The 18259-nt window shown below is 33.9% G+C and carries 20 protein-coding genes and 2 tRNA genes; 17 read left to right on the forward strand and 5 right to left on the reverse strand.

The window, feature by feature from the left end; genetic code table 11:
* Positions 1–565 precede the first annotated feature (565 nt).
* The 11 genes from ACWG0P_RS10695 (at position 566) to ACWG0P_RS10745 (ending at position 11750) form a co-directional block, all read left to right on the forward strand.
* Positions 566–1939 (forward strand): SH3 domain-containing protein, encoded by a 1374-nt coding sequence (locus tag ACWG0P_RS10695; RefSeq protein ID WP_455801712.1) that lies wholly within the window; start codon positions 566–568, stop codon positions 1937–1939.
* A gap of 463 nt (positions 1940–2402) precedes the next feature.
* Positions 2403–2852: a DM13 domain-containing protein gene (locus ACWG0P_RS10700; RefSeq protein ID WP_455801713.1), complete on the forward strand. Its 450-nt coding sequence runs from the start codon at positions 2403–2405 to the stop codon at positions 2850–2852.
* A 127-nt stretch (positions 2853–2979) separates the two neighbouring features.
* On the forward strand, positions 2980–3675 hold the full coding sequence (locus tag ACWG0P_RS10705; protein WP_455791387.1) for a response regulator transcription factor: 696 nt from the start codon (positions 2980–2982) through the stop codon (positions 3673–3675).
* A complete protein-coding gene (locus tag ACWG0P_RS10710; protein WP_455801714.1) occupies positions 3672–4709 on the forward strand; it encodes a sensor histidine kinase in 1038 nt (345 codons plus the stop codon). The genes ACWG0P_RS10705 and ACWG0P_RS10710 overlap by 4 nt, the downstream gene beginning before the upstream one ends.
* Positions 4710–4779: 70 nt before the next feature.
* Entirely contained in the window at positions 4780–5481 is a 702-nt protein-coding gene (gene ccdA2, locus ACWG0P_RS10715) for a thiol-disulfide oxidoreductase-associated membrane protein CcdA2 (RefSeq protein WP_455801715.1), read from the forward strand.
* 23 nt (positions 5482–5504) lie between these two features.
* Positions 5505–6017, forward strand: a complete 513-nt coding sequence (locus tag ACWG0P_RS10720) for a redoxin family protein (protein ID WP_455801716.1) — start codon at positions 5505–5507, stop codon at positions 6015–6017.
* Between the two features lie 48 nt (positions 6018–6065).
* Positions 6066–7160 (forward strand): peptide-methionine (R)-S-oxide reductase MsrB, encoded by a 1095-nt coding sequence (gene msrB / locus ACWG0P_RS10725; RefSeq protein ID WP_455801717.1) that lies wholly within the window; start codon positions 6066–6068, stop codon positions 7158–7160.
* Between the two features lie 147 nt (positions 7161–7307).
* Complete coding sequence (locus ACWG0P_RS10730) at positions 7308–8036, forward strand: winged helix-turn-helix domain-containing protein (RefSeq protein ID WP_455801718.1); 729 nt, start codon at positions 7308–7310, stop codon at positions 8034–8036.
* A gap of 132 nt (positions 8037–8168) precedes the next feature.
* On the forward strand, positions 8169–9530 hold the full coding sequence (locus tag ACWG0P_RS10735; protein WP_455801719.1) for an MFS transporter: 1362 nt from the start codon (positions 8169–8171) through the stop codon (positions 9528–9530).
* Between the two features lie 20 nt (positions 9531–9550).
* Positions 9551–10315, forward strand: a complete 765-nt coding sequence (gene udp / locus ACWG0P_RS10740) for a uridine phosphorylase (protein WP_455791380.1) — start codon at positions 9551–9553, stop codon at positions 10313–10315.
* A gap of 163 nt (positions 10316–10478) precedes the next feature.
* Entirely contained in the window at positions 10479–11750 is a 1272-nt protein-coding gene (locus ACWG0P_RS10745; RefSeq protein ID WP_455801720.1) for an EAL domain-containing protein, read from the forward strand.
* A 251-nt stretch (positions 11751–12001) separates the two neighbouring features.
* Here ACWG0P_RS10745 and tgt read toward each other — a convergent pair whose 3' ends face one another.
* A complete protein-coding gene (gene tgt / locus ACWG0P_RS10750; protein ID WP_455801721.1) occupies positions 12002–13213 on the reverse strand; it encodes a tRNA guanosine(34) transglycosylase Tgt in 1212 nt (403 codons plus the stop codon).
* A complete protein-coding gene (locus ACWG0P_RS10755) occupies positions 13210–13842 on the reverse strand; it encodes a queuosine precursor transporter (protein ID WP_455791376.1) in 633 nt (210 codons plus the stop codon). The genes tgt and ACWG0P_RS10755 overlap by 4 nt, the downstream gene beginning before the upstream one ends.
* A gap of 135 nt (positions 13843–13977) precedes the next feature.
* Here ACWG0P_RS10755 and ACWG0P_RS10760 point away from each other — a divergent pair, with 135 nt between their 5' ends.
* From ACWG0P_RS10760 to ACWG0P_RS10780, 5 genes are all read left to right on the forward strand, one after another.
* Positions 13978–14373 (forward strand): MerR family transcriptional regulator, encoded by a 396-nt coding sequence (locus tag ACWG0P_RS10760; RefSeq protein WP_455801722.1) that lies wholly within the window; start codon positions 13978–13980, stop codon positions 14371–14373.
* Positions 14370–14903: a flavodoxin family protein gene (locus tag ACWG0P_RS10765; protein WP_455801723.1), complete on the forward strand. Its 534-nt coding sequence runs from the start codon at positions 14370–14372 to the stop codon at positions 14901–14903. The genes ACWG0P_RS10760 and ACWG0P_RS10765 overlap by 4 nt, the downstream gene beginning before the upstream one ends.
* Positions 14904–14964: 61 nt before the next feature.
* Positions 14965–15660, forward strand: coding sequence for an N-acetylmuramoyl-L-alanine amidase (locus ACWG0P_RS10770; protein ID WP_455801724.1), 696 nt, complete (start codon positions 14965–14967; stop codon positions 15658–15660).
* 80 nt (positions 15661–15740) lie between these two features.
* Positions 15741–15817, forward strand: a tRNA-Ile gene (locus tag ACWG0P_RS10775).
* Positions 15818–15835: 18 nt separating this feature from the next.
* A tRNA-Ala gene (locus tag ACWG0P_RS10780) sits at positions 15836–15911 on the forward strand.
* Positions 15912–15995: 84 nt separating this feature from the next.
* On the opposite strand, the gene ACWG0P_RS10785 is transcribed toward ACWG0P_RS10780, so the two are convergent.
* Positions 15996–16547: a DUF4362 domain-containing protein gene (locus ACWG0P_RS10785; protein ID WP_455801725.1), complete on the reverse strand. Its 552-nt coding sequence runs from the start codon at positions 16545–16547 to the stop codon at positions 15996–15998.
* Positions 16548–16651: 104 nt separating this feature from the next.
* On the opposite strand from ACWG0P_RS10785, the gene ACWG0P_RS10790 reads away from it, so the two are divergent.
* Positions 16652–17305, forward strand: a complete 654-nt coding sequence (locus ACWG0P_RS10790; protein ID WP_455801726.1) for a hypothetical protein — start codon at positions 16652–16654, stop codon at positions 17303–17305.
* Positions 17306–17331: 26 nt separating this feature from the next.
* Here the strand turns inward: ACWG0P_RS10790 and ACWG0P_RS10795 are convergent, their stop codons facing one another.
* Positions 17332–17748: a DUF2871 domain-containing protein gene (locus ACWG0P_RS10795; protein ID WP_455801727.1), complete on the reverse strand. Its 417-nt coding sequence runs from the start codon at positions 17746–17748 to the stop codon at positions 17332–17334.
* 79 nt (positions 17749–17827) lie between these two features.
* Complete coding sequence (locus ACWG0P_RS10800; RefSeq protein ID WP_455801728.1) at positions 17828–18229, reverse strand: thioesterase family protein; 402 nt, start codon at positions 18227–18229, stop codon at positions 17828–17830.
* Positions 18230–18259 lie beyond the last annotated feature (30 nt).

Genomic DNA, 18259 nt, shown 5'->3' on the forward strand with positions numbered 1-18259 from the left:
TGTCATGGTCTTTACCTCTTTCATATTCAGTTTTATAATTTATCACATTTTTATTAAATAAAACAAGTGTGCATATTAGATATCGTACGCTTATCTAATTTACACACTTTATTTTACACTCCCCTTTTTGCGAAAACAGAAGAGTCTTTAATCAAAAAAATCACCTATAGATAGTATACTATATCTACAGGCGAAATTTAATCTTTCGGAATGTCCTTCAGGACATCTTTTTTATGGTTAGAAGTGTATAGAAAGTTACATTTATGTGTATATTTGCTCATCAGTATTTCAAATAACCATAATTTAAAGATCTCTCCTTTCTATTGAAATGATAAAAAACTATTATCTTAGAATTTATTTAGAAGTATTGATTACTAAAAACCTTTTTTATAATCTAGTTGCTTCGCGTCTATTTTATAGAATCATTGTGATAATACCGATGGATGTGATAAGATGTTTGTATACTTAAATATTCTTTTGATTTTTCATCGTTAATAATTTATAAATCAGATTATATATGATAGAGATACATTTTACAGTATAGACTAAAGGAGAAGGGAAAAATATGAAAATGAAGAAAATGGCACTGATATCAATGATTATGATATTACTCACCGCTTGTACGAGTAAATCAGGTGGGGAAATACAGGTTAGCGGAAAACCTAATCTCGTGGGGGCTTATCAGGAAATGAACTTGCCTACATATTGGATCGATAAATTAGATAATCCTGATGAACTTATCATGTCAAAAAAACAGATTGAAGATTTCAATAAAAAAATTACAGATTCAGAGGCTACAAAATGTATAGATTTAGACAGCTATAAGAAAACACTCGAGAAAGATGAATTACTTGAAAAGTTAAGATTATATACAGTTCCAGAAGAACCAAGATATATTAACGATATAGCTGTAAGTGATGATTATTACGAACAACTTCTTTCAAATAGGAATGAAGCGAAGGTAAAGTATGAAAATCCCGTAAGATTTGGAGTAATTATACAAAATACTCAAGTAAGAAATTTTCCTACTTCTGATGTGAGTTACAGTGAAGCAAATGATATCGATTTCGATATGGGCTGTGAATCAGTTTTAAAAAGTGGCGAGAGGGTTTTGATTTTACATGAATCAGCTGACCAGAATTGGCAATATGTACAAGCATATAATTATATTGGTTGGGTGAAAACAGAGGATACTGCATACTGTACAAACGATGAGTGGAAATCAATAGCAGAGAACACTGATTGGCTTACGGTTACAGGAAATCGTATTATCTTAGATGTGAACAATAGTAATCTTAAAGTTTCTAGTAAGGAATTTACTATGGGGACGAAATTCATGCTAGTTAAAGATAAGCCTTTAGATGTTGATGGAGTTTTTACAGAAAGCTCTTATGTAGTGTTAATTCCCACAAGAGAAGAGACTGGAGATTTGAAACTAGTTGAAACAAGGATACCTCAAGGATTAGATGTAACTGAAGGTTTCTTGGAATATACTCCTAGAAATGTAATAACGCAGGCATTTAAAATGCTTGGAGAGCGTTATGGTTGGGGTGGACTGTGGAATGCACGTGATTGTGCTAGTTATATAATGGATGTTTATCATTGCTTCGGAGTTAATTTGCCTAGAAATGCTGATAGTCAGGCTGCAGTACCTGCTAAAAGAGTTGATGTATCGAAATATAGCGATGAACAAAAAGAAGCCTTAATTCTAAAGCAACCAATTGGCACATTGCTTGAGATAAATGGTCATATTATGATATATATAGGTGAGTATGGGGGGAAACCATTTGTAATTCAGCAAGCATATAGCTTTATACCAAAGGAAGATGAAAAACTTGTTACAGCTGGATGTTCATTTGTGTCTAATCTTGAGATAAAAAGAGGGAATACAGGAAAATCATTTTTAAGAGAAATTAGAACGATAAATGCAATTCAATAATGATATTTATTTACTTAATTATATTGGTACTATAAGCTTTCATAGGTCAAAAAGGCACGTCATTTAAAATGATATGCTTTTTTTTACATTAATCTTAATTTATATAGAAATTCTGTGAGCAAAAACAAAAAGAATTTTATTCATAAAATATGGTTTCTTAGTACCTATGTGCGAATTTCCAAATTTCATAACGAGACATTTAGAAATGCTTCGTAAAGCCTCGTGTTTAATAAATTTAGATAAAACTCCTAAGAAGATCATATGTGACAAAATCAATTGATAAAATATTCCTATCTCCTTACGTTATAGATCAATTGAGAAATTAATTTTATTATGAACGGACTTTTTAAATACATTCTACAAAAATTTAGAGGTACATTTAATACTTATTTAAGAATCATTTGAGATTGTATTAAGGGTTATCGTGTATGCTTAGCTCAGAAAGAAAAAGGAGATGTTCAAAATGAAAAAGACAAGAAAAGTGTATACGATTTCCATGGTAGTAATGTTATGTTTTATGGTAGCGGCATGTGGAACAGGGGAAAAAGAAACAAAAATGGAGAAGGATGAGATGACAGAAGCATCGGATAAATCCATGAAGAAGGATGACAATAGCATGAGTGGTATGTTTGTTGCGGAAATGAACAAGAAAACAAGTGGTAAAGTTGAACTTAAAGGTAACAAATTGATGTTAACGGAGTTTGTGACAGATGAAGGACCAGATGTTCATGTATGGTTAACGAAAGATGGAAATATGAAAGATGGATATGATGTTTCAAAAATTGATCTAAAGAATATGGATCAAACATTTGAAATTGACATGGCTATGAAAAAAGACTTTGATACGGTTGTGATCTATTGTAATGATGCGGAAAGTGTATTTGCTAAGGCGACATTATCAATGATGAAATAAGGCTTAAAAATCATATAAATGGTAATTGATAGGTGTAAAGGTTACACTGTAGGTAAAACGAACCTTTATAAGCAACTGCGAAGAATACAAACTTCCTATTATGCTTATAAAGGGGAAGGAGAGTCTTATGAAACAAATACTAATTGTTGATGATGAAGCGGATATCATTGCTATCGTGAAGCGTTATTTGGAACGAGAAGGTTATGAAATTTATACCGCAACAAATGGTGTGGAAGCATTACGGATTTATAAGACACATGCGATTGATTTGATCATAACAGATATCATGATGCCAAAAATGGATGGGTATGAATTTATGGAAGAGGTCTTAGAAATTGAAGAACGCGCTCCCTTTATTTTTATAAGTGCGAAAGATCAGGAACAAGATAAAATATATTCTTTAATGCTTGGTGCAGATGACTTTGTGACAAAACCATTTAGCCCTAGAGAATTAACTCTTCGAGTGAAGAACCTATTAAATCGAATCACTCCAAATACGCAAGACAATGAGTATAAGGTTGAAAAAGAACATATTAAAATAGATAAACAACGACATCAAGTATATCTATATGAAGAAGAATTGATATTGTCTATTAAAGAATTTCAATTATTGTTGTTGTTCTTATGTAATATAGGGCGCGTGTTTTCAAAATCGGAGCTGTATAAAAAAGTTTGGGAAAGTGATTATATGGATGATGCGAATACATTGAATGTACATATATTTAGTCTTCGAGAAAAGCTAGATAAAGGTTCTATGGGGAAAGCATATCCACGCATTCAAACGGTTTGGGGACTTGGATACCGTATGGAGGAAAGTCGATGAGACTTAAGAACCTTATGATTACCTCTTTTATTGTATCGGGTCTTGTAGTTTTGTGTATCGTTTGGGTGAGTATTCAAAAGATGTATGTGACAACAGAAACAGGATATATTCTTATCTTGATTACTTGTATTGCGAATGTTGTAGGTGCTATTTTTGGCTTATTTCTATTAAGAGGAACGTTTCATTCTCTAGATAATTTTCGTGAACAAACGCGACAAGTGCAAAATAATTGTTTTCAAATGATTACACTAAATAAGGCACCAAAAGAATTTATGCGGTTGGCTGGTGATTTTAATGATATGGTCGTTGCATTGTCAGATAGTTTTACTGCTTTAGAGAAAAGTGAACAAGAAAAGAGCAATATGATTTCACAGCTTGGTCATGATATTAAAACCCCTATTACAGCTATAGGGAGTCAAATAGAAGCTATACAAGATGGGATTATATTAAAAGAAGAGATACCAGAAATTTTAAATCAAATGATGAATCAAGTAGAACGATTACATGAATTAACGAAGCAGTTGATGGAAGTGGCAATGGTAGAGAATGAAAATCACTTTTTGAGCTGCAAACAAATGCTCCATGAAGTGTGGATGGATCAATTGTTAGTAAAGATTTTATCAGGGTTTCAATTTAAAATGAAAAAGAATAGACAACACCTTTGTGTAGAGATGAAGGAAGATATATGCTTTCAGGCTATGGATGAAATGAGCTTAACAAGAATTTTAAGTAATTTAATTGATAATAGTATTCAGTATGCCAATAAAGAAAGTACTATCGTAATAACTGTGAAAAAAATAGAGAATACCGTAGAGTTCAGCATTCAAGATGAAGGTATTGGTATTCCTAAAGAAGATATCCCTTATATTTTTGATCGATTGTATCGTGTTGAAAAATCCCGTAATCAGTATACAGGAGGATCGGGTTTAGGGTTGTATATTAGTAAGACGTTAGCACTCCAACTAAAAGGAACATTATTTGTAGAAAGCGAAGAGCATGTAGGTTCGAAATTTACATTGGTATTGCCTTGTTGATGATGTGAAATAGGAAACATTATCTTGTATGATAAAAGTTTCGAATTTTTGAAGAAGAGGAAGTGATTATATGTATCATGAAGTGTATTTTGGTACTGTTTTTGTGGCAGGGATACTATCGTTTTTCTCCCCTTGTATTTTCCCATTGTTGCCAGTTTATATGAGCACATTATTTAAAGATGTGGATACGCATGAAAAGCAAACGATAATGAAAATAAAGCATTTGCGTGCGATTGCGAAAACCCTATGTTTTATATTAGGGTTATCTACCGTATTCTTTATTTTAGGGTATGGAGCGGGCGCATTAAGTGGAGTGTTGAATCATCCATATACCAATTATGTTATGGGCGCAATTGTCATTGTAATGGGATTACATCAAATGGAGATTATTAACATCAAAACCTTGCAAAGAGAAAAAAAGGTAAAAATGAAACAGAAAGAGTTTAAAGGTTATCTTCAAGCGTATATATTGGGGTTAACATTTAGCTTTGGTTGGACACCATGTATTGGACCTGTCTTAAGTGCTGTTCTTGCGATTGCGGCATCCAATAATGGATCCGCGTTATATGGAGGAAGTCTTATGATGGTGTATACTTTAGGGTTATCCATTCCATTTCTGTTATTAGCACTTGCCTCAAGTTTTATCATGCAATACTTTCAATTTATAAAGAAGCACATGATATTGATAAAGCGCATCTCGGGTCTTTTGTTAGTTTGCATGGGTGTACTTCTTATGTTTAACAAGTTGAATGAACTTATTACGTTATTTTAGGCGTAAGGAAAAGAGGATATAATATGCGATTTAAGTATATAACAATGATAGGTATGTGCCTATGTATTATGGCAGGTTGTTCACAACGTGATATGTCTAAAAAAGAGGAACAACAAAAGGATATGGCACCATTGTTTACGATGCAAAATAATCTTGGAGAAACTAAGAGTTTAACGGATTATAAAGGAAAGAAACTGTATATAAAAATATGGGCTTCTTGGTGTCCAATCTGTTTGTCTGGATTGGATGAATTGAATACGTTGAAGGAAGATAATAGTGAATATGAGGTTGTGACAATGGTTGCGCCACTTCATCAAAGTGAGATGAGTCAGGAAGATTTTATGGAATGGTTTACGAAATTGGAATATAAAAATATAAATGTGTTATTTGATAAAAACGGCGAATACTTACAAAAAATTGGTGTACGTGGTTATCCTACATCGGTATTTATAGATAAAGAGGGTAATCTGATAAAAGTACAACCTGGTCATTTAAATAAAGATCAAATTGATCAAACAATGGCAGATATCGAGTAAAAAGGAAGGAATGTACAATAGAGAATACGTATTGTATACGGTCGTTTTATGAAGAAGAAAATCATAATACTTGTATGTAGCGTATCTGCAATCCTGGTATTGTATGCTGCGATACAAAGTAACCGATCAGAAAAAAGTAAGATCGATAAGAGAATCGAAAGCATCTCAAAGAAAGAGGTAAAACCTATGGAAAGGAATCAAGAGAAAAAAATAAAAGAAATTTATTTAGCAGGCGGTTGTTTTTGGGGACTAGAAGAATATTTCTCAAAAATAGATGGCGTGGAAGATGCGTCTGTTGGATATGCAAATGGTACTAAGGATAAGACAAGTTATGAAATGCTGAGAAATACAGAACATGCGGAAAGTGTTCATGTGGTATATGATGAAAATATCGTGAGTTTGCATGAACTTCTCCTATATTACTTCCGTGTGGTAGATCCTGTTAGTTTAAATAAACAAGGCAATGATGCTGGTAAACAGTATCGTACAGGTGTTTATTATATAGATGTGGAAGATCTAACAATCATTGAACAAACAATGAAAGGACAAGCAGTGAAATTAGGAAAAATATTAGCTGTAGAAGTATTTCCATTAAAGAATTATGTAGTTGCGGAAGAGTATCACCAAGATTATCTAAAGAAAAATCCTGGAGGATACTGTCATATTGATGTGAGTAAAGCAGATATGCCAGTCATAGATGAAGCAAAATATCCAAAGCCAACAGATAAAGAATTGCGCGAAATGCTCACGATACAACAGTATGAAGTTACTCAAAATGGAGTTACAGAAGGAGCATTCAGTAATTTATACTGGGATGAAAAAAGCGCTGGAATCTATGTAGATATAACGACAGGAGAACCTTTGTTTTCATCAAGTGATAAGTTTGATTCTGGATGTGGATGGCCAAGCTTTACAAGACCGATTTCTTCAGAGGTGATTACTACGAAGAAAGATGGAAGTTTTGGTATGAAACGTATAGAAGTAAGAAGTCGAAGTGGGAATGCTCATTTAGGACATGTGTTTGATGATGGACCTAAGGATAAAGGTGGATTGCGTTTTTGTATCAATAGTGCATCTATTGAATTTGTAAAGAAAGGGGATATGGAAAAGAGAGGATATGGCTCCTTATTGAAGTATGTATAATGAAATTATAAAGTAAATGAAAAGGTACTTGCAGAAGGATAGTATATTTTGTAAGTGCCTTTTTTGTTAGGGGAAATTAGAGTCATTAATGCGCGATTGTCTAAAATGTACAATTGTAGTATGATATAGGCAAAAGGGATGTGTCATATGGAAAATAATCGTTCAAGAGAGAAGGCAGCTCGTTATGCAGTTGTCTACAATAAAATATTACAAATGATTGAAGAAGGAATGTATCCAGAAGGAAGCAAACTAATAAGTGAGCCAGTTCTAGCACAACAGATGGATGTAAGTCGTTCCACTCTTCGTCAAGCATTAAATCTTTTACAAGAAGATGGTATTATTGAAGCCCGTCGAGGTGTTGGAAACTTTGTGCGTAAGACAATTGATATCAACGCGACTGGATTAGAAAAGATGGATAATCCTATTTATAAATCTTGTATGGATACTTTAGAACATGTTCGACTTGAGATTGTGCCAGGGATTTCAACTGAATATACACAACGCATCTTTAAGCGTAAAATGCCAGTTGTATTGGCTGTTCATCGTTATTATGAATATGAAGGGAATATCTATGCTTATTGTTTCTCACATATTGCGAGTGATTGGCAATGTTTGAATTCATTTGATCTTAATGATGACGCAAGTTTTATGAAATTTATGGAACAGGATATATATCAGCTAGCGCATTCAAGGAAGTGTGAAATTAAGGTTGTTGCTATGAGTGATAATTTGAAAGACAAAAACATCGTACATACAACAGATATGTTTCAAATGATCCATGAAACAATCGTGGATATGCATGGAGAAGTAGTTGCGGTGAATAAATATTATATACCAATTGATCGAGCATTGATTAAAATTTATAGTAATCATTAAAGGAACTTCGAGAGTGAAGTCCTTTTTTTTGTAAGCATTTACAAAAAAGTTGTTGACAAATATTGTATACATGTATTATATTATATACATAACATACAACAATACATACAAGTATGTAAGAAAGGAGAATGTATGAATTCAAAAAATGTTCAAAAAGCAATGCCGATGATCATGCTTGCTTTCATCCTTGCGGGGAGTCTTCAAGAAGCCTTTAATGTCTGTGCCCCTTTAATTGCGGAGGATTTTGCAGTTTCTTCATCGGATGTTAGTTTGATTTCGGCAGTCGCAATGTTAACGATGGGAGTCGCTTATGTTGTGTATACTGCGCTGTCTGACTTCATGTCTATTAAGAAACTGTTGATTGTAGGGATCATTATTTCTGCGATTGGATCTATCGGAGGTTTATTGTTTAATCAATCGTTTATGTTAGTAGTTATATTTCGTGCAGTTCAAATGGCAGGAGGTACTTGTTCCTCTGCGCTACTAATTCTAAGCGCAACCAAATATTTGGATGAGACACAGCGTATGAAATATTATGGATTTAACACTGCTTGTTTTTCAGGAGGTCAAATGTTTGGTATTTTACTAGGAGGTATTTTCTCAGCCTATCTAGGATGGCGTTACTTATTCATCGTGCCAGCGTTCTCACTTGTCTGTATACCATTTATTATGAAGTACTTACCAGAAGATTCAAAAGAAGAGAAAACAAAGATTGATTTTCTAGGAATTACGATTATGGCACTTCTCTCATTATTTATCTCTCTCTATTTTAATCTTATGGATGTACGCATCTTAGCATTGAGTGTGGTAACGGCGGTTATCTTCCTTGTATATATTAGTCGTTATAAACATGCGTTTATTACCATTGATTTCTTTAAGAACTGGAAATATATGTTGGTTATACTTGTTGTATTGATTACATATTTAACACAAGGGTCATATTCCTTCTTATTCTCCTTTATGGCGAAGAATGTTCATCAAATTGATGTAAGTCAGATATCCATGATTTTACTTCCAAGTTATGCGATTAGTATGGCAATTGGTATTATGGGAAGTAAAATCACGAAACGTATTGGACTTACAAAAACACTCGTTATGGGTCTTGGTAGTATGGCGTTAGGATTGTTGCTAGGTAGCTTCTTCTTAGAATCATCCATTGTATTATTGGTGATAATGTCTTGCTTGTTTAATGGAGGTTTCTCTATCTTATATACACCAATTATGACACTTGTTATCAATGCACTTCCTGAAAAAATGCGTGGTACAGGACTAGGGTTCTTCAACCTATGTATCAAAATTACATCTTCTACAGGGATTGTAATTACTGGTCGTCTATTAACAATGGATGCTCTTCAAAATACTTCCTTTACTGGAACAGCCTCTAGTGTAGGGATGTTATATAGCAATATTTTATTACTCTTTGTAATTGTCGTCTTTATCAGCTTTATCACTGTAAATATCGTAAAGAAAATGTTGATCAGCGAATCAAATTAAGAAAGGTAAAAGGTAATCTTATGAAAAGAAATGACGGAACACAATTCCATATCGGAATACAAGATGGAGAAGTTGGAGAATATGTAATTCTACCTGGAGATCCAAAGCGTTGTAAAACAATCGCAACATATTTTGATGATGCGAAAGAAATCGCAGACTTAAGAGAGTATACAACATATACAGGAACTTTAGACGGTGTTAAGGTAAGTGTAGCATCTACTGGAATTGGTGGTCCAAGTGCTGCCATCGCATTACAAGAATTGGTGGATGCGGGTGCTAAATACTTTATTCGTCTTGGAACTTGTGGAGGGATGAACTTAAATGTAAAAGGGGGAGATTTGATTATTGCGACTGGTGCAGTAAGAATGGAAGGAACTAGTAAAGAGTATGCTCCTATCGAATTCCCTGCAGTAGCGAATCATGAAATTGTAAATGCATTGATTCAAGCAGCAAATGAAAACGAAGCTTCTTATCATGTGGGTGTTGTACAATGTAAGGATTCATTCTATGGACAACATGAACCAGAAAATATGCCAGTTTCTTATGAATTAGAAAGCAAATGGAAAGCATGGATGCAACTTGGTTGCCTTGGTTCAGAAATGGAATCTGCTGCATTATTTACAGTTGCGAGTTATTTGAACGTGAAATGCGGTACCATTTTACTTGCTGTAGGAAATCAAGAACGCGCAAAAGCAGGAATGAGCAATGAAGGGTTCTACGATACTACTTTGGAAACAAAAGTTGCGGTGGCTGCATTAAGAAAATTAATCGCTCAATATAAATAAGAATGTATAGAAGAAAGCATTAGGGTTGGAAGGTAACTATTTACCTTCCTTTTTTATCGGGATATGTTACATATGTGTTATTTTATACAAGTTATTCCATTATTTCACTTGTTTGAAAGAGGAAAGAATTATATAATGATTAGTAGAGAAAGAGGTAGGGCGAATGGAATTGTTAAAAGAAGAATTAATCATACAAAAATACAATGAAATTATAAATCAAAATATAGAGGGGTATAGCTTGGTTTCTATAGCATTAAAAAACTTTCGTGAATACTGTCATAGAATAGGACATGAAGAGACACAAACCATCATAACTTCTAGCAAACAACAATTATTAGATTGTCTACAAGATGGGGAATATCTTGTTCATTTAGATTCTAATGTATTTCTTCTTCTCATTCATTGCGACGCAAACTTAGAACATTTGCATACACGTGCTCCTCAATTCCATTACGCTATTCGAGATAAAATGAAGGAATTATACGAGAAACCATTATATGTCGAAATGGGTTTCTTTCCGATTATTATAGATCAGAGTATTGATTATGCGAATGCAAAATATTTCGCTGAAATATCAAGGTTTGGACCGCATCATTACTATCCAGAATCTAATTATGATATGTATTATGTTTCTATTACAGATCAAAATGAAGCATTTTTAAAACTAGAAAATAAAGTAGATAGTGCACTAGAAAATGGGCACTTCCAATTGTATTTACAACCCAAAGTGAATGCCAAAACAAAAGAAGTTTATTGTGCTGAAGCATTGATGCGCTGGATTGATCCAGAATTGGGTATGATTCCATTAGATAGCTTTTTATCAAATATTGAAGAAAATGGCAAGATACGCGATGTGGACTTATATCTTTTTGAAAAAGGTTGTCAATATATGGAGAAATGGAAAAAACAATACAACAGAGATATTCAAATCAGTTTCAATTTGTCTCGTGCATATTTTAATGGTCCGTATTTTTACCCGGAATATCGCGAAGTATTTGAACGTTATGATATCGATAGTGAGAATATCTGTATTGAATTGTTGGAAAGCGTTGTATTGAATGAACTTGAACAGCTAAGAGATGTCGTTCATAGTATTGATACATTAGGTTTTCATTGTGCATTAGATGATTTTGGAAGTGGTTTTTCTTCCTTTGATATTTTAGCTAATATAAATTTATCGGAGTTAAAGTTAGATCATTCCTTATTTCAAAATTTCAAAAACGAAAAAGAACATGTGTTGTTAAAGCATATCATTGAAATCGCCCATACCTTTAATATGCGTGTTGTAGCTGAAGGTATTGAAACAAAAGAATATGCCAAATATCTAGAAAAGATCAATTGTGATTTAATCCAAGGATTCTACTATTATAAGCCAATGCCTGTAGATGAATTTGAAGAGAGATTTATCTTGCATAAGGAAATGGCACAAGCTTAACGATATCCACTACAATATAAAAATACCGCTCTGCTAATCGTTATGAATGGCGAAGTGGTATTTTTATATTGTAGAGTTTTGTTACATGTATAAAAAAAAGCCTGTAATAGGCTAATTCCAGTGCTAGCATTTTATATACCGTACTCTAGCTGACGGGGTGAATATCTCTCGATATATCGGCTCGTTGGTATGATACCATACATTGTATAGAGATGCAAGGAAAATAAAGAAAGGGTGGAAAGTTCCATCCTTTATCTCTTGTAGTAATCTTTTAGAAAATTCTCTTTGTATTCTTCAAAAGTTCCATCTAAGATGGAAGCACGTATTTCTTCTGTTAAACGAATAATGAATCGTAAGTTATGTTGCGAAGCAAGGTTGAAATATTGAAATTTCTTTTCTTCTTCACCAGATTTCCATAATTCTCGTAATTCACCAAGTGTCCATCCTGCTTTACATGTAGGACAATCACAATGTACATCCGGAAGCTCCATACTTCCTGTGCATTTTTGAAGATTGATGGGACCATATTTTGTATAAATTTTACCATGTCTAGCCTCTCGAGTTGGAGCCACACAATCAAAGGTATCTGCCCCCATCTCTGTACCAATTAAGATATCATCTGGATGAGAGAGACCAAGTAAGTGACGAGGTTTACCTTCTGGTAATTCTTCACAACACCACGTAAGTATTTCTCCAAGACTTTCTTTTAGGAAAGCGCCACCAAGTCCATATCCATCAAAGTCCATATTCGCAAATTTCTTGGCAGTAGAACGTCTCAAATCTTCCCAACGTCCTCCTTGTAGGACTCCATATAGAGATTGATGATATCCCAAATCATCACAATGCTTCTTATGCTCATCAAGACTACGTAGCGCCCAGCGCTCTGTGCGTGCTAATGATTCTACATTATAATCGTAACTATCCGCAAGTGAAGTAAGCTCATCATATGCCATATGGATATCTGCCCCAATACGACATTGAATTTGCATAGATTCTTCTGGACCAATAAAATCTTCTTGATTTGTGAAAGGGTCGATAAATCTTACTCCGTCTTCTGTTACGTGGGTTAAACGTTCTTTAGGATCTGTATTGATCACTTGTTCTTCGCGTTTCATACTAACTACTTTTCCAAGACCAGATCCCAGCGACATCACTTGAAAACCACCAGAATCAGTAAGCGTTGGTCCATCCCAACCAGACCATTTTGCTAAACCACCTTGTTGCGCAATTTCAGGTGAAATGTTACGTAGATGATACCCATTGCTTAACATAGCCTGTGCATGAATATTTGCTAAATCTTCCATTGCAACAAAGCGAACTTCTCCTTTTGTACCTACACACATAAATGCAGGTGTTTTAATATCACCATGTGGAGTATGTATAATACCAGCACGTCCTAATTTACCAGGAATTTTTTTCTCAATTTCAAAGCTAAATGTGTTGTTATTTTTATAATTTGTCATTCTAGTCTACCTCTTAATCTTTTTGCGATGATAACTTCCATAGGGGATAAGATAAGTTCAAATCCGATACCTAATATATATGCGAATACTGCTTGTGCGAAGAATTCTTTCAATGTTAACACACCTAAGAATGCAATTGTTTCAAATATAATACAATCAATGATATGGGCAAATGCAGAAGAACTCAATGCTCTTGCGATAAAACTTCTCGCAAATACGCCATTTCCATTTTTTAATCTTGTAAAAATATAGTTATTCAATAAATTTGAACAAATATAAGCTGTAAGAGAACCGATGATAATACGTGGAGTAAACCCTAGAACACTTGTATACGCATCTTGCATATCCCATCCAGGATACGATGGTAACGCTATTACTATATAGAAAGCAATAACGGCGATAATATTGACTAGGAAAGAAGAGAAAACAACACTCTTGGCAATTTTCTTACCATAGAATTCTACGATTAAATCACCGAGTATATAGGTGAGAGGAAATACAACGATTCCTCCATCAACGGCGATACCTAAAAAATCCCATAGCTTAATCGCTGCGAGATTAGATATCAATAGGGCGCCTGCAGAAATTGCGGCGAAATAGATTAATAGTTTTAATTTAAAATTTGACATGGTGATATTATAGCAGAAATGAGGATAACGGAAAAGACAAAGATGTAGACATTTTTAATGTTTACAAAATAATGCTTGCCTTGGAGTTTACTCCAAGGTTTATAATAGAAGGAAAGAACCATAAGGAGGATTTTTATGGCAAGTATAAAAGAGGTAAGTGAACGTTATGATATTTCACAAGACACATTACGTTATTATGAAAGAATCCACTTAATACCTCCTGTACATCGTACCCCTGGAGGTATTCGCGATTATCAAAAAGAAGATACCAAGTGGGTAGAATTCATTAAGTGTATGCGAAGTGCTGGTTTATCAATTGAATCTTTGATTGAATATGTAGCGATGTTTCAAGAAGGCGATTCTACGATTGCTGCACGTAAAGAGTTGTTGTTGGAACAACGCACTTTATTAACAAAGCGTATGGAAGAAATGAAGATGACTCTAGAACGATTAAATCAAAAAATCGAAGGATATGAAACAAGGGTATTAACTGGTGAAAAGAAATTAAAGAGAAAAGAGGAAAATAAATGAAAAATGTTGTGATACTAGCAGGAAGCCCAAGGATTCAAGGCAATTCAGATGTATTGTGTGATGAATTTATGAAAGGCGCCATAGATGCTGGACATCGTGTTGAAAAAATTCAAATTGCTAAGGAAGATATTCATTTTTGCACAGGATGTGGAAGTTGCCCCAAGACTGGACGTTGTGTACAAAGAGATGCAATGGATGCTATCTTAGAAAAAATGGTTGCGGCAGATGTAATTGTAATGGCTACTCCAGTCTATTTTTACAATATGAGTGCACAAATGAAAATGTTGATTGATCGTACTTGCCCTGTGTATACAAAACTTGGGAATAAAGATTACTATGTAATTATGAGCGCTGCAGAAGAAGACAGAGAACCTATGAAACATGTAGTAGAAAGCTTCCAAGGTTTCTTTGATTGTTTAGAGGAACCAAATGTTAGAGATATCATCTATGGATTAGGTGTATATGATATGCATGAAGTAGAAAAAACTCCTCTTATGAATCAAGCTTATCAAGCGGGTAATAAAATTTAAAAAAGACGATTGTCTTTATTTTACGCAATAATTTTGTTAGTGTATTCATATACTGCTAGTGGTGAAGAACTTGAAAAAGAAAAAATATATACTTGGAATCGCAATTCTTTGTACATTATTATTTGGAAGCTTTTTTATGACTCGTGTAACAAGTGTAACAGCTTTAAAAAGAGTACAAAATCTTGCTGGCGTTGTGATTGTATTAGACAGTGGACATGGAGGAATAGATGCAGGTGCTAAAAGTGGTAAATATAAGGAAGATGAAATCAACCTTTCTATTGCAAAGAAAACAAAAGCCTTATTAGAACAATCTGGAGCTAAAGTAATTATGACAAGAGATGGAGATTATGATTTAGCTTCAAAAGATGCGAAGATACGAAAGAAAGAAGATATGAAAAAAAGGATAAGCATTATCAACGATAAAGATGTAGATTTATTTTTATCGATTCATCTAAATGCATATCCAAATACGAATGTAAAAGGAGCACAAGCTTTCTATCAAAAGGATAATGAAGTTGCTAGAGCATTTGCACAAATCATGCAGAAACATTTAAAAACATTAACTGGTACGCAAATGACATGTAAAGAAGGAGATTACTATATATTAAATAATGCAAAAAAAATAGGATCCCTAATTGAGTGCGGTTTTTTATCGAATGCACACGATCGATCTTTGCTTATTCAAGAAGATTATCAACAGAAAGTAGCCAAAACTCTATATAATGGTATCAGTGAATACTTCAATTTTTTATTATAAAAAAGTAATAAAAAATTGTTCAAAAAGTAGTTGACACGATAATACTCACATGGTATTATATATAGGCATTCGATGGAAATGGGCCTGTAGCTCAGGTGGTTAGAGCGCACCCCTGATAAGGGTGAGGTCGTTGGTTCAAGTCCATTCAGGCCCACCATCGAATTTAATTATACATGGGGTTTTAGCTCAGCTGGGAGAGCACCTGCCTTGCACGCAGGGGGTCATCGGTTCGATCCCGATAAGCTCCACCATGATAATTAACGAGAGATTCCGAAGTAGTCGCTTATCGGGATCTTTTTTGTACGTGCAAGGGGTGCATTGGCTTTTTTTGTATGTTATTTTCGTTTTGTAACCAATATGTTGTAGGGATCCATTATAAAAGTAGGCGTTTTTATAATGTTGATATCACGTTCTTTAAATATGTTTACTTTTGGATAATCGCTAAGAAACCAATAGTCCATGAAAGCAGGATCTTCGCTAAAACAGATGATATACGATTCTTTTATAGCATCACTATATTCCTGCCCATTCATACTATGCAGGTACTTAAAAGACTTTGATACAATGGGATTAATATGTCCTCGATACCCATCAGCACTTGAATCGATTGTTAACATATATCCATCTTTATCTTTCGTTAATGTGGTGATAATAGGGTCTTCTTCTGTTGTATACGTTATGATTTTAATGGTAGCTTTTTGATACTGTGATTTTTCCTTCACAAAAGAATTCCATGCGCTTACATCATTTTCTTCAGTGAATGTATATAGAACTTCACCAAAATCCTTTACTTTTGAAACAGATGCCTCTTTTTGTTCCTGTTTTTGTGTTGAACACCCTATGCCAATGAGAATACCTAATATACAAATTATCAAAATTTTCTTCATCCTATTCACGCTCCTCTATAAAGAAGACCGTATAAATATAAAAAATGTTTCATTAAGGTTTATTTACTTTATCAATTAGTGTAATATTAAGAAGGTGATTTTATATGAAATACTTAAATAGTAATGATTTGATGATGTTTTTAGAAAAACCTATCACAAGGTTATCTGTGTTTGAGGCAGAAACTGTAGACGCGATATTAATTATGTGCGCAGAAGCTTTTCCTAAGTTGGAAAAGGATTTTTCTGTTAAGATAGATTTTCCTACTTTTAAATTCCAAGTACTAAAAACCATGGGAGAATTTTTATCAAAATGTAAAGAATGCAATCATGAATGCTTGAAAAATCCAAGAAAGCGTATTGAACAAGAACGATATGATCGTAATCATATCATTCGCTCTTTATGGCCAACACATATCCAAAAAGAGAACGCTGAGAACTTCTTCATTATGGAATATTGCTTAACATACGCGGATATTTTATATCGCTATTTATTAGATGCAGGTTTACCAAATGAGTTTACACATCGTTTAGCAGAAAATGCGATGTTGGAACTTGCGAAATGGATTGATAAAAACTGTATTATGAAATGTAAATATGAGTGTATACGTAGAAGCGATTCTATGGGATACTGTACGTTATGTTCTTATATGATTCAATCACTTGCGTGTCCTTTAAAAGAGGAAATACATGTAAACCAGTTGGGTATGCAAGCAGATGAAATACAGTGTATGCGTAAAGAGAATTTGATAAAAAAATAGGTCATAACTCGAGGTTATGACCTTTTCTACGCTTGCTTAGTCTGGTGTTTTAAGATTTTAAAGAAATAGAACAAGCCAATACAAATAAGAATGTGTCCAATTCCTGCAATTCCACTGATTGCACTATTCATTCTAGATGCCAATGTGATATTCAAGACTTGAGGAATACCACGTGCAAATAGCATGACAATTGCGATTAGTAGTCCTATATTATAAATATATAGAAATCTAAGGAAATTCTTTTGTGTACTCAATGCGAATAATTTCTCAAGAATCAGTACTACTAAAAAGAACATCATACCTAGCATAAATGCATGCGTATGTACTACTCCTAGAGAAGTAACTCCATCAAAGCCCTGTAGTTTTGTAAATTCTCTAAAAAATACTCCACCAGCCATTCCAAGGACTGCATAAAAAGCGGATAGTTTATATAATTTGTTCATTTGTATCCTCCTCGTATAAAAATATCCTATCATATCTTAATAAGGAAGTAGAGTGATTTGCTCATAGAAAAAACAGCCCTTAGAGCTGTTCATCTAATTTCTGTTTAGCTTTTTGTTCGAACTTTTCTTTCAGTACTACGAAACGATCATGACTTGCTTTCCCAATGATATCCTTTTCATCTTCAGCGATGATTTCAAAAGATATTTTTTTACGATCTACCGCAGTAACGGTAGCACTCACGCGTACTTTCATACCAACAGGAGTGGCAGCGTCATGTGTGGAGTTGATCATAACACCAACAGAAGTTTCTCCTTCTTCCATAAATGGCTCTAAGCATTTTACAGCCGTATTCTCCATACATGCAATCATCATTGGAGTTGCATATACATTTACAATTCCACTTCCTACATTTGCGGCTAACATACGTTCTTCTACCACGATTTCTTGGGTATATGTTGTGTTTAAAGTTATTTCTTTCATAAGCACCTTCCTTATCTTTTGGTATTATAG

It is taken from the genome of Amedibacillus sp. YH-ame6, from assembly GCF_053848845.1.

Bases quoted from the DNA above. Each gene is read 5' to 3' on its own strand.
- ACWG0P_RS10785 (WP_455801725.1), bottom strand. From the start codon at position 16,547: ATGAAGAAAATTTTGATAATTTGTATATTAGGTATTCTCATTGGCATA.
- ACWG0P_RS10790 (WP_455801726.1), top strand. From the start codon at position 16,652: ATGAAATACTTAAATAGTAATGATTTGATGATGTTTTTAGAAAAACCT.
- ACWG0P_RS10760 (WP_455801722.1), top strand. From the start codon at position 13,978: ATGGCAAGTATAAAAGAGGTAAGTGAACGTTATGATATTTCACAAGAC.
- ACWG0P_RS10795 (WP_455801727.1), bottom strand. From the start codon at position 17,748: ATGAACAAATTATATAAACTATCCGCTTTTTATGCAGTCCTTGGAATG.
- ACWG0P_RS10730 (WP_455801718.1), top strand. From the start codon at position 7,308: ATGGAAAATAATCGTTCAAGAGAGAAGGCAGCTCGTTATGCAGTTGTC.
- ACWG0P_RS10745 (WP_455801720.1), top strand. From the start codon at position 10,479: ATGGAATTGTTAAAAGAAGAATTAATCATACAAAAATACAATGAAATT.
- udp (WP_455791380.1), top strand. From the start codon at position 9,551: ATGAAAAGAAATGACGGAACACAATTCCATATCGGAATACAAGATGGA.
- ACWG0P_RS10735 (WP_455801719.1), top strand. From the start codon at position 8,169: ATGAATTCAAAAAATGTTCAAAAAGCAATGCCGATGATCATGCTTGCT.
- ACWG0P_RS10765 (WP_455801723.1), top strand. From the start codon at position 14,370: ATGAAAAATGTTGTGATACTAGCAGGAAGCCCAAGGATTCAAGGCAAT.
- ACWG0P_RS10700 (WP_455801713.1), top strand. From the start codon at position 2,403: ATGAAAAAGACAAGAAAAGTGTATACGATTTCCATGGTAGTAATGTTA.
- msrB (WP_455801717.1), top strand. From the start codon at position 6,066: ATGAAGAAGAAAATCATAATACTTGTATGTAGCGTATCTGCAATCCTG.
- ACWG0P_RS10720 (WP_455801716.1), top strand. From the start codon at position 5,505: ATGCGATTTAAGTATATAACAATGATAGGTATGTGCCTATGTATTATG.
- ccdA2 (WP_455801715.1), top strand. From the start codon at position 4,780: ATGTATCATGAAGTGTATTTTGGTACTGTTTTTGTGGCAGGGATACTA.
- ACWG0P_RS10710 (WP_455801714.1), top strand. From the start codon at position 3,672: ATGAGACTTAAGAACCTTATGATTACCTCTTTTATTGTATCGGGTCTT.
- ACWG0P_RS10800 (WP_455801728.1), bottom strand. From the start codon at position 18,229: ATGAAAGAAATAACTTTAAACACAACATATACCCAAGAAATCGTGGTA.
- ACWG0P_RS10705 (WP_455791387.1), top strand. From the start codon at position 2,980: ATGAAACAAATACTAATTGTTGATGATGAAGCGGATATCATTGCTATC.
- ACWG0P_RS10695 (WP_455801712.1), top strand. From the start codon at position 566: ATGAAAATGAAGAAAATGGCACTGATATCAATGATTATGATATTACTC.
- ACWG0P_RS10755 (WP_455791376.1), bottom strand. From the start codon at position 13,842: ATGTCAAATTTTAAATTAAAACTATTAATCTATTTCGCCGCAATTTCT.
- tgt (WP_455801721.1), bottom strand. From the start codon at position 13,213: ATGACAAATTATAAAAATAACAACACATTTAGCTTTGAAATTGAGAAA.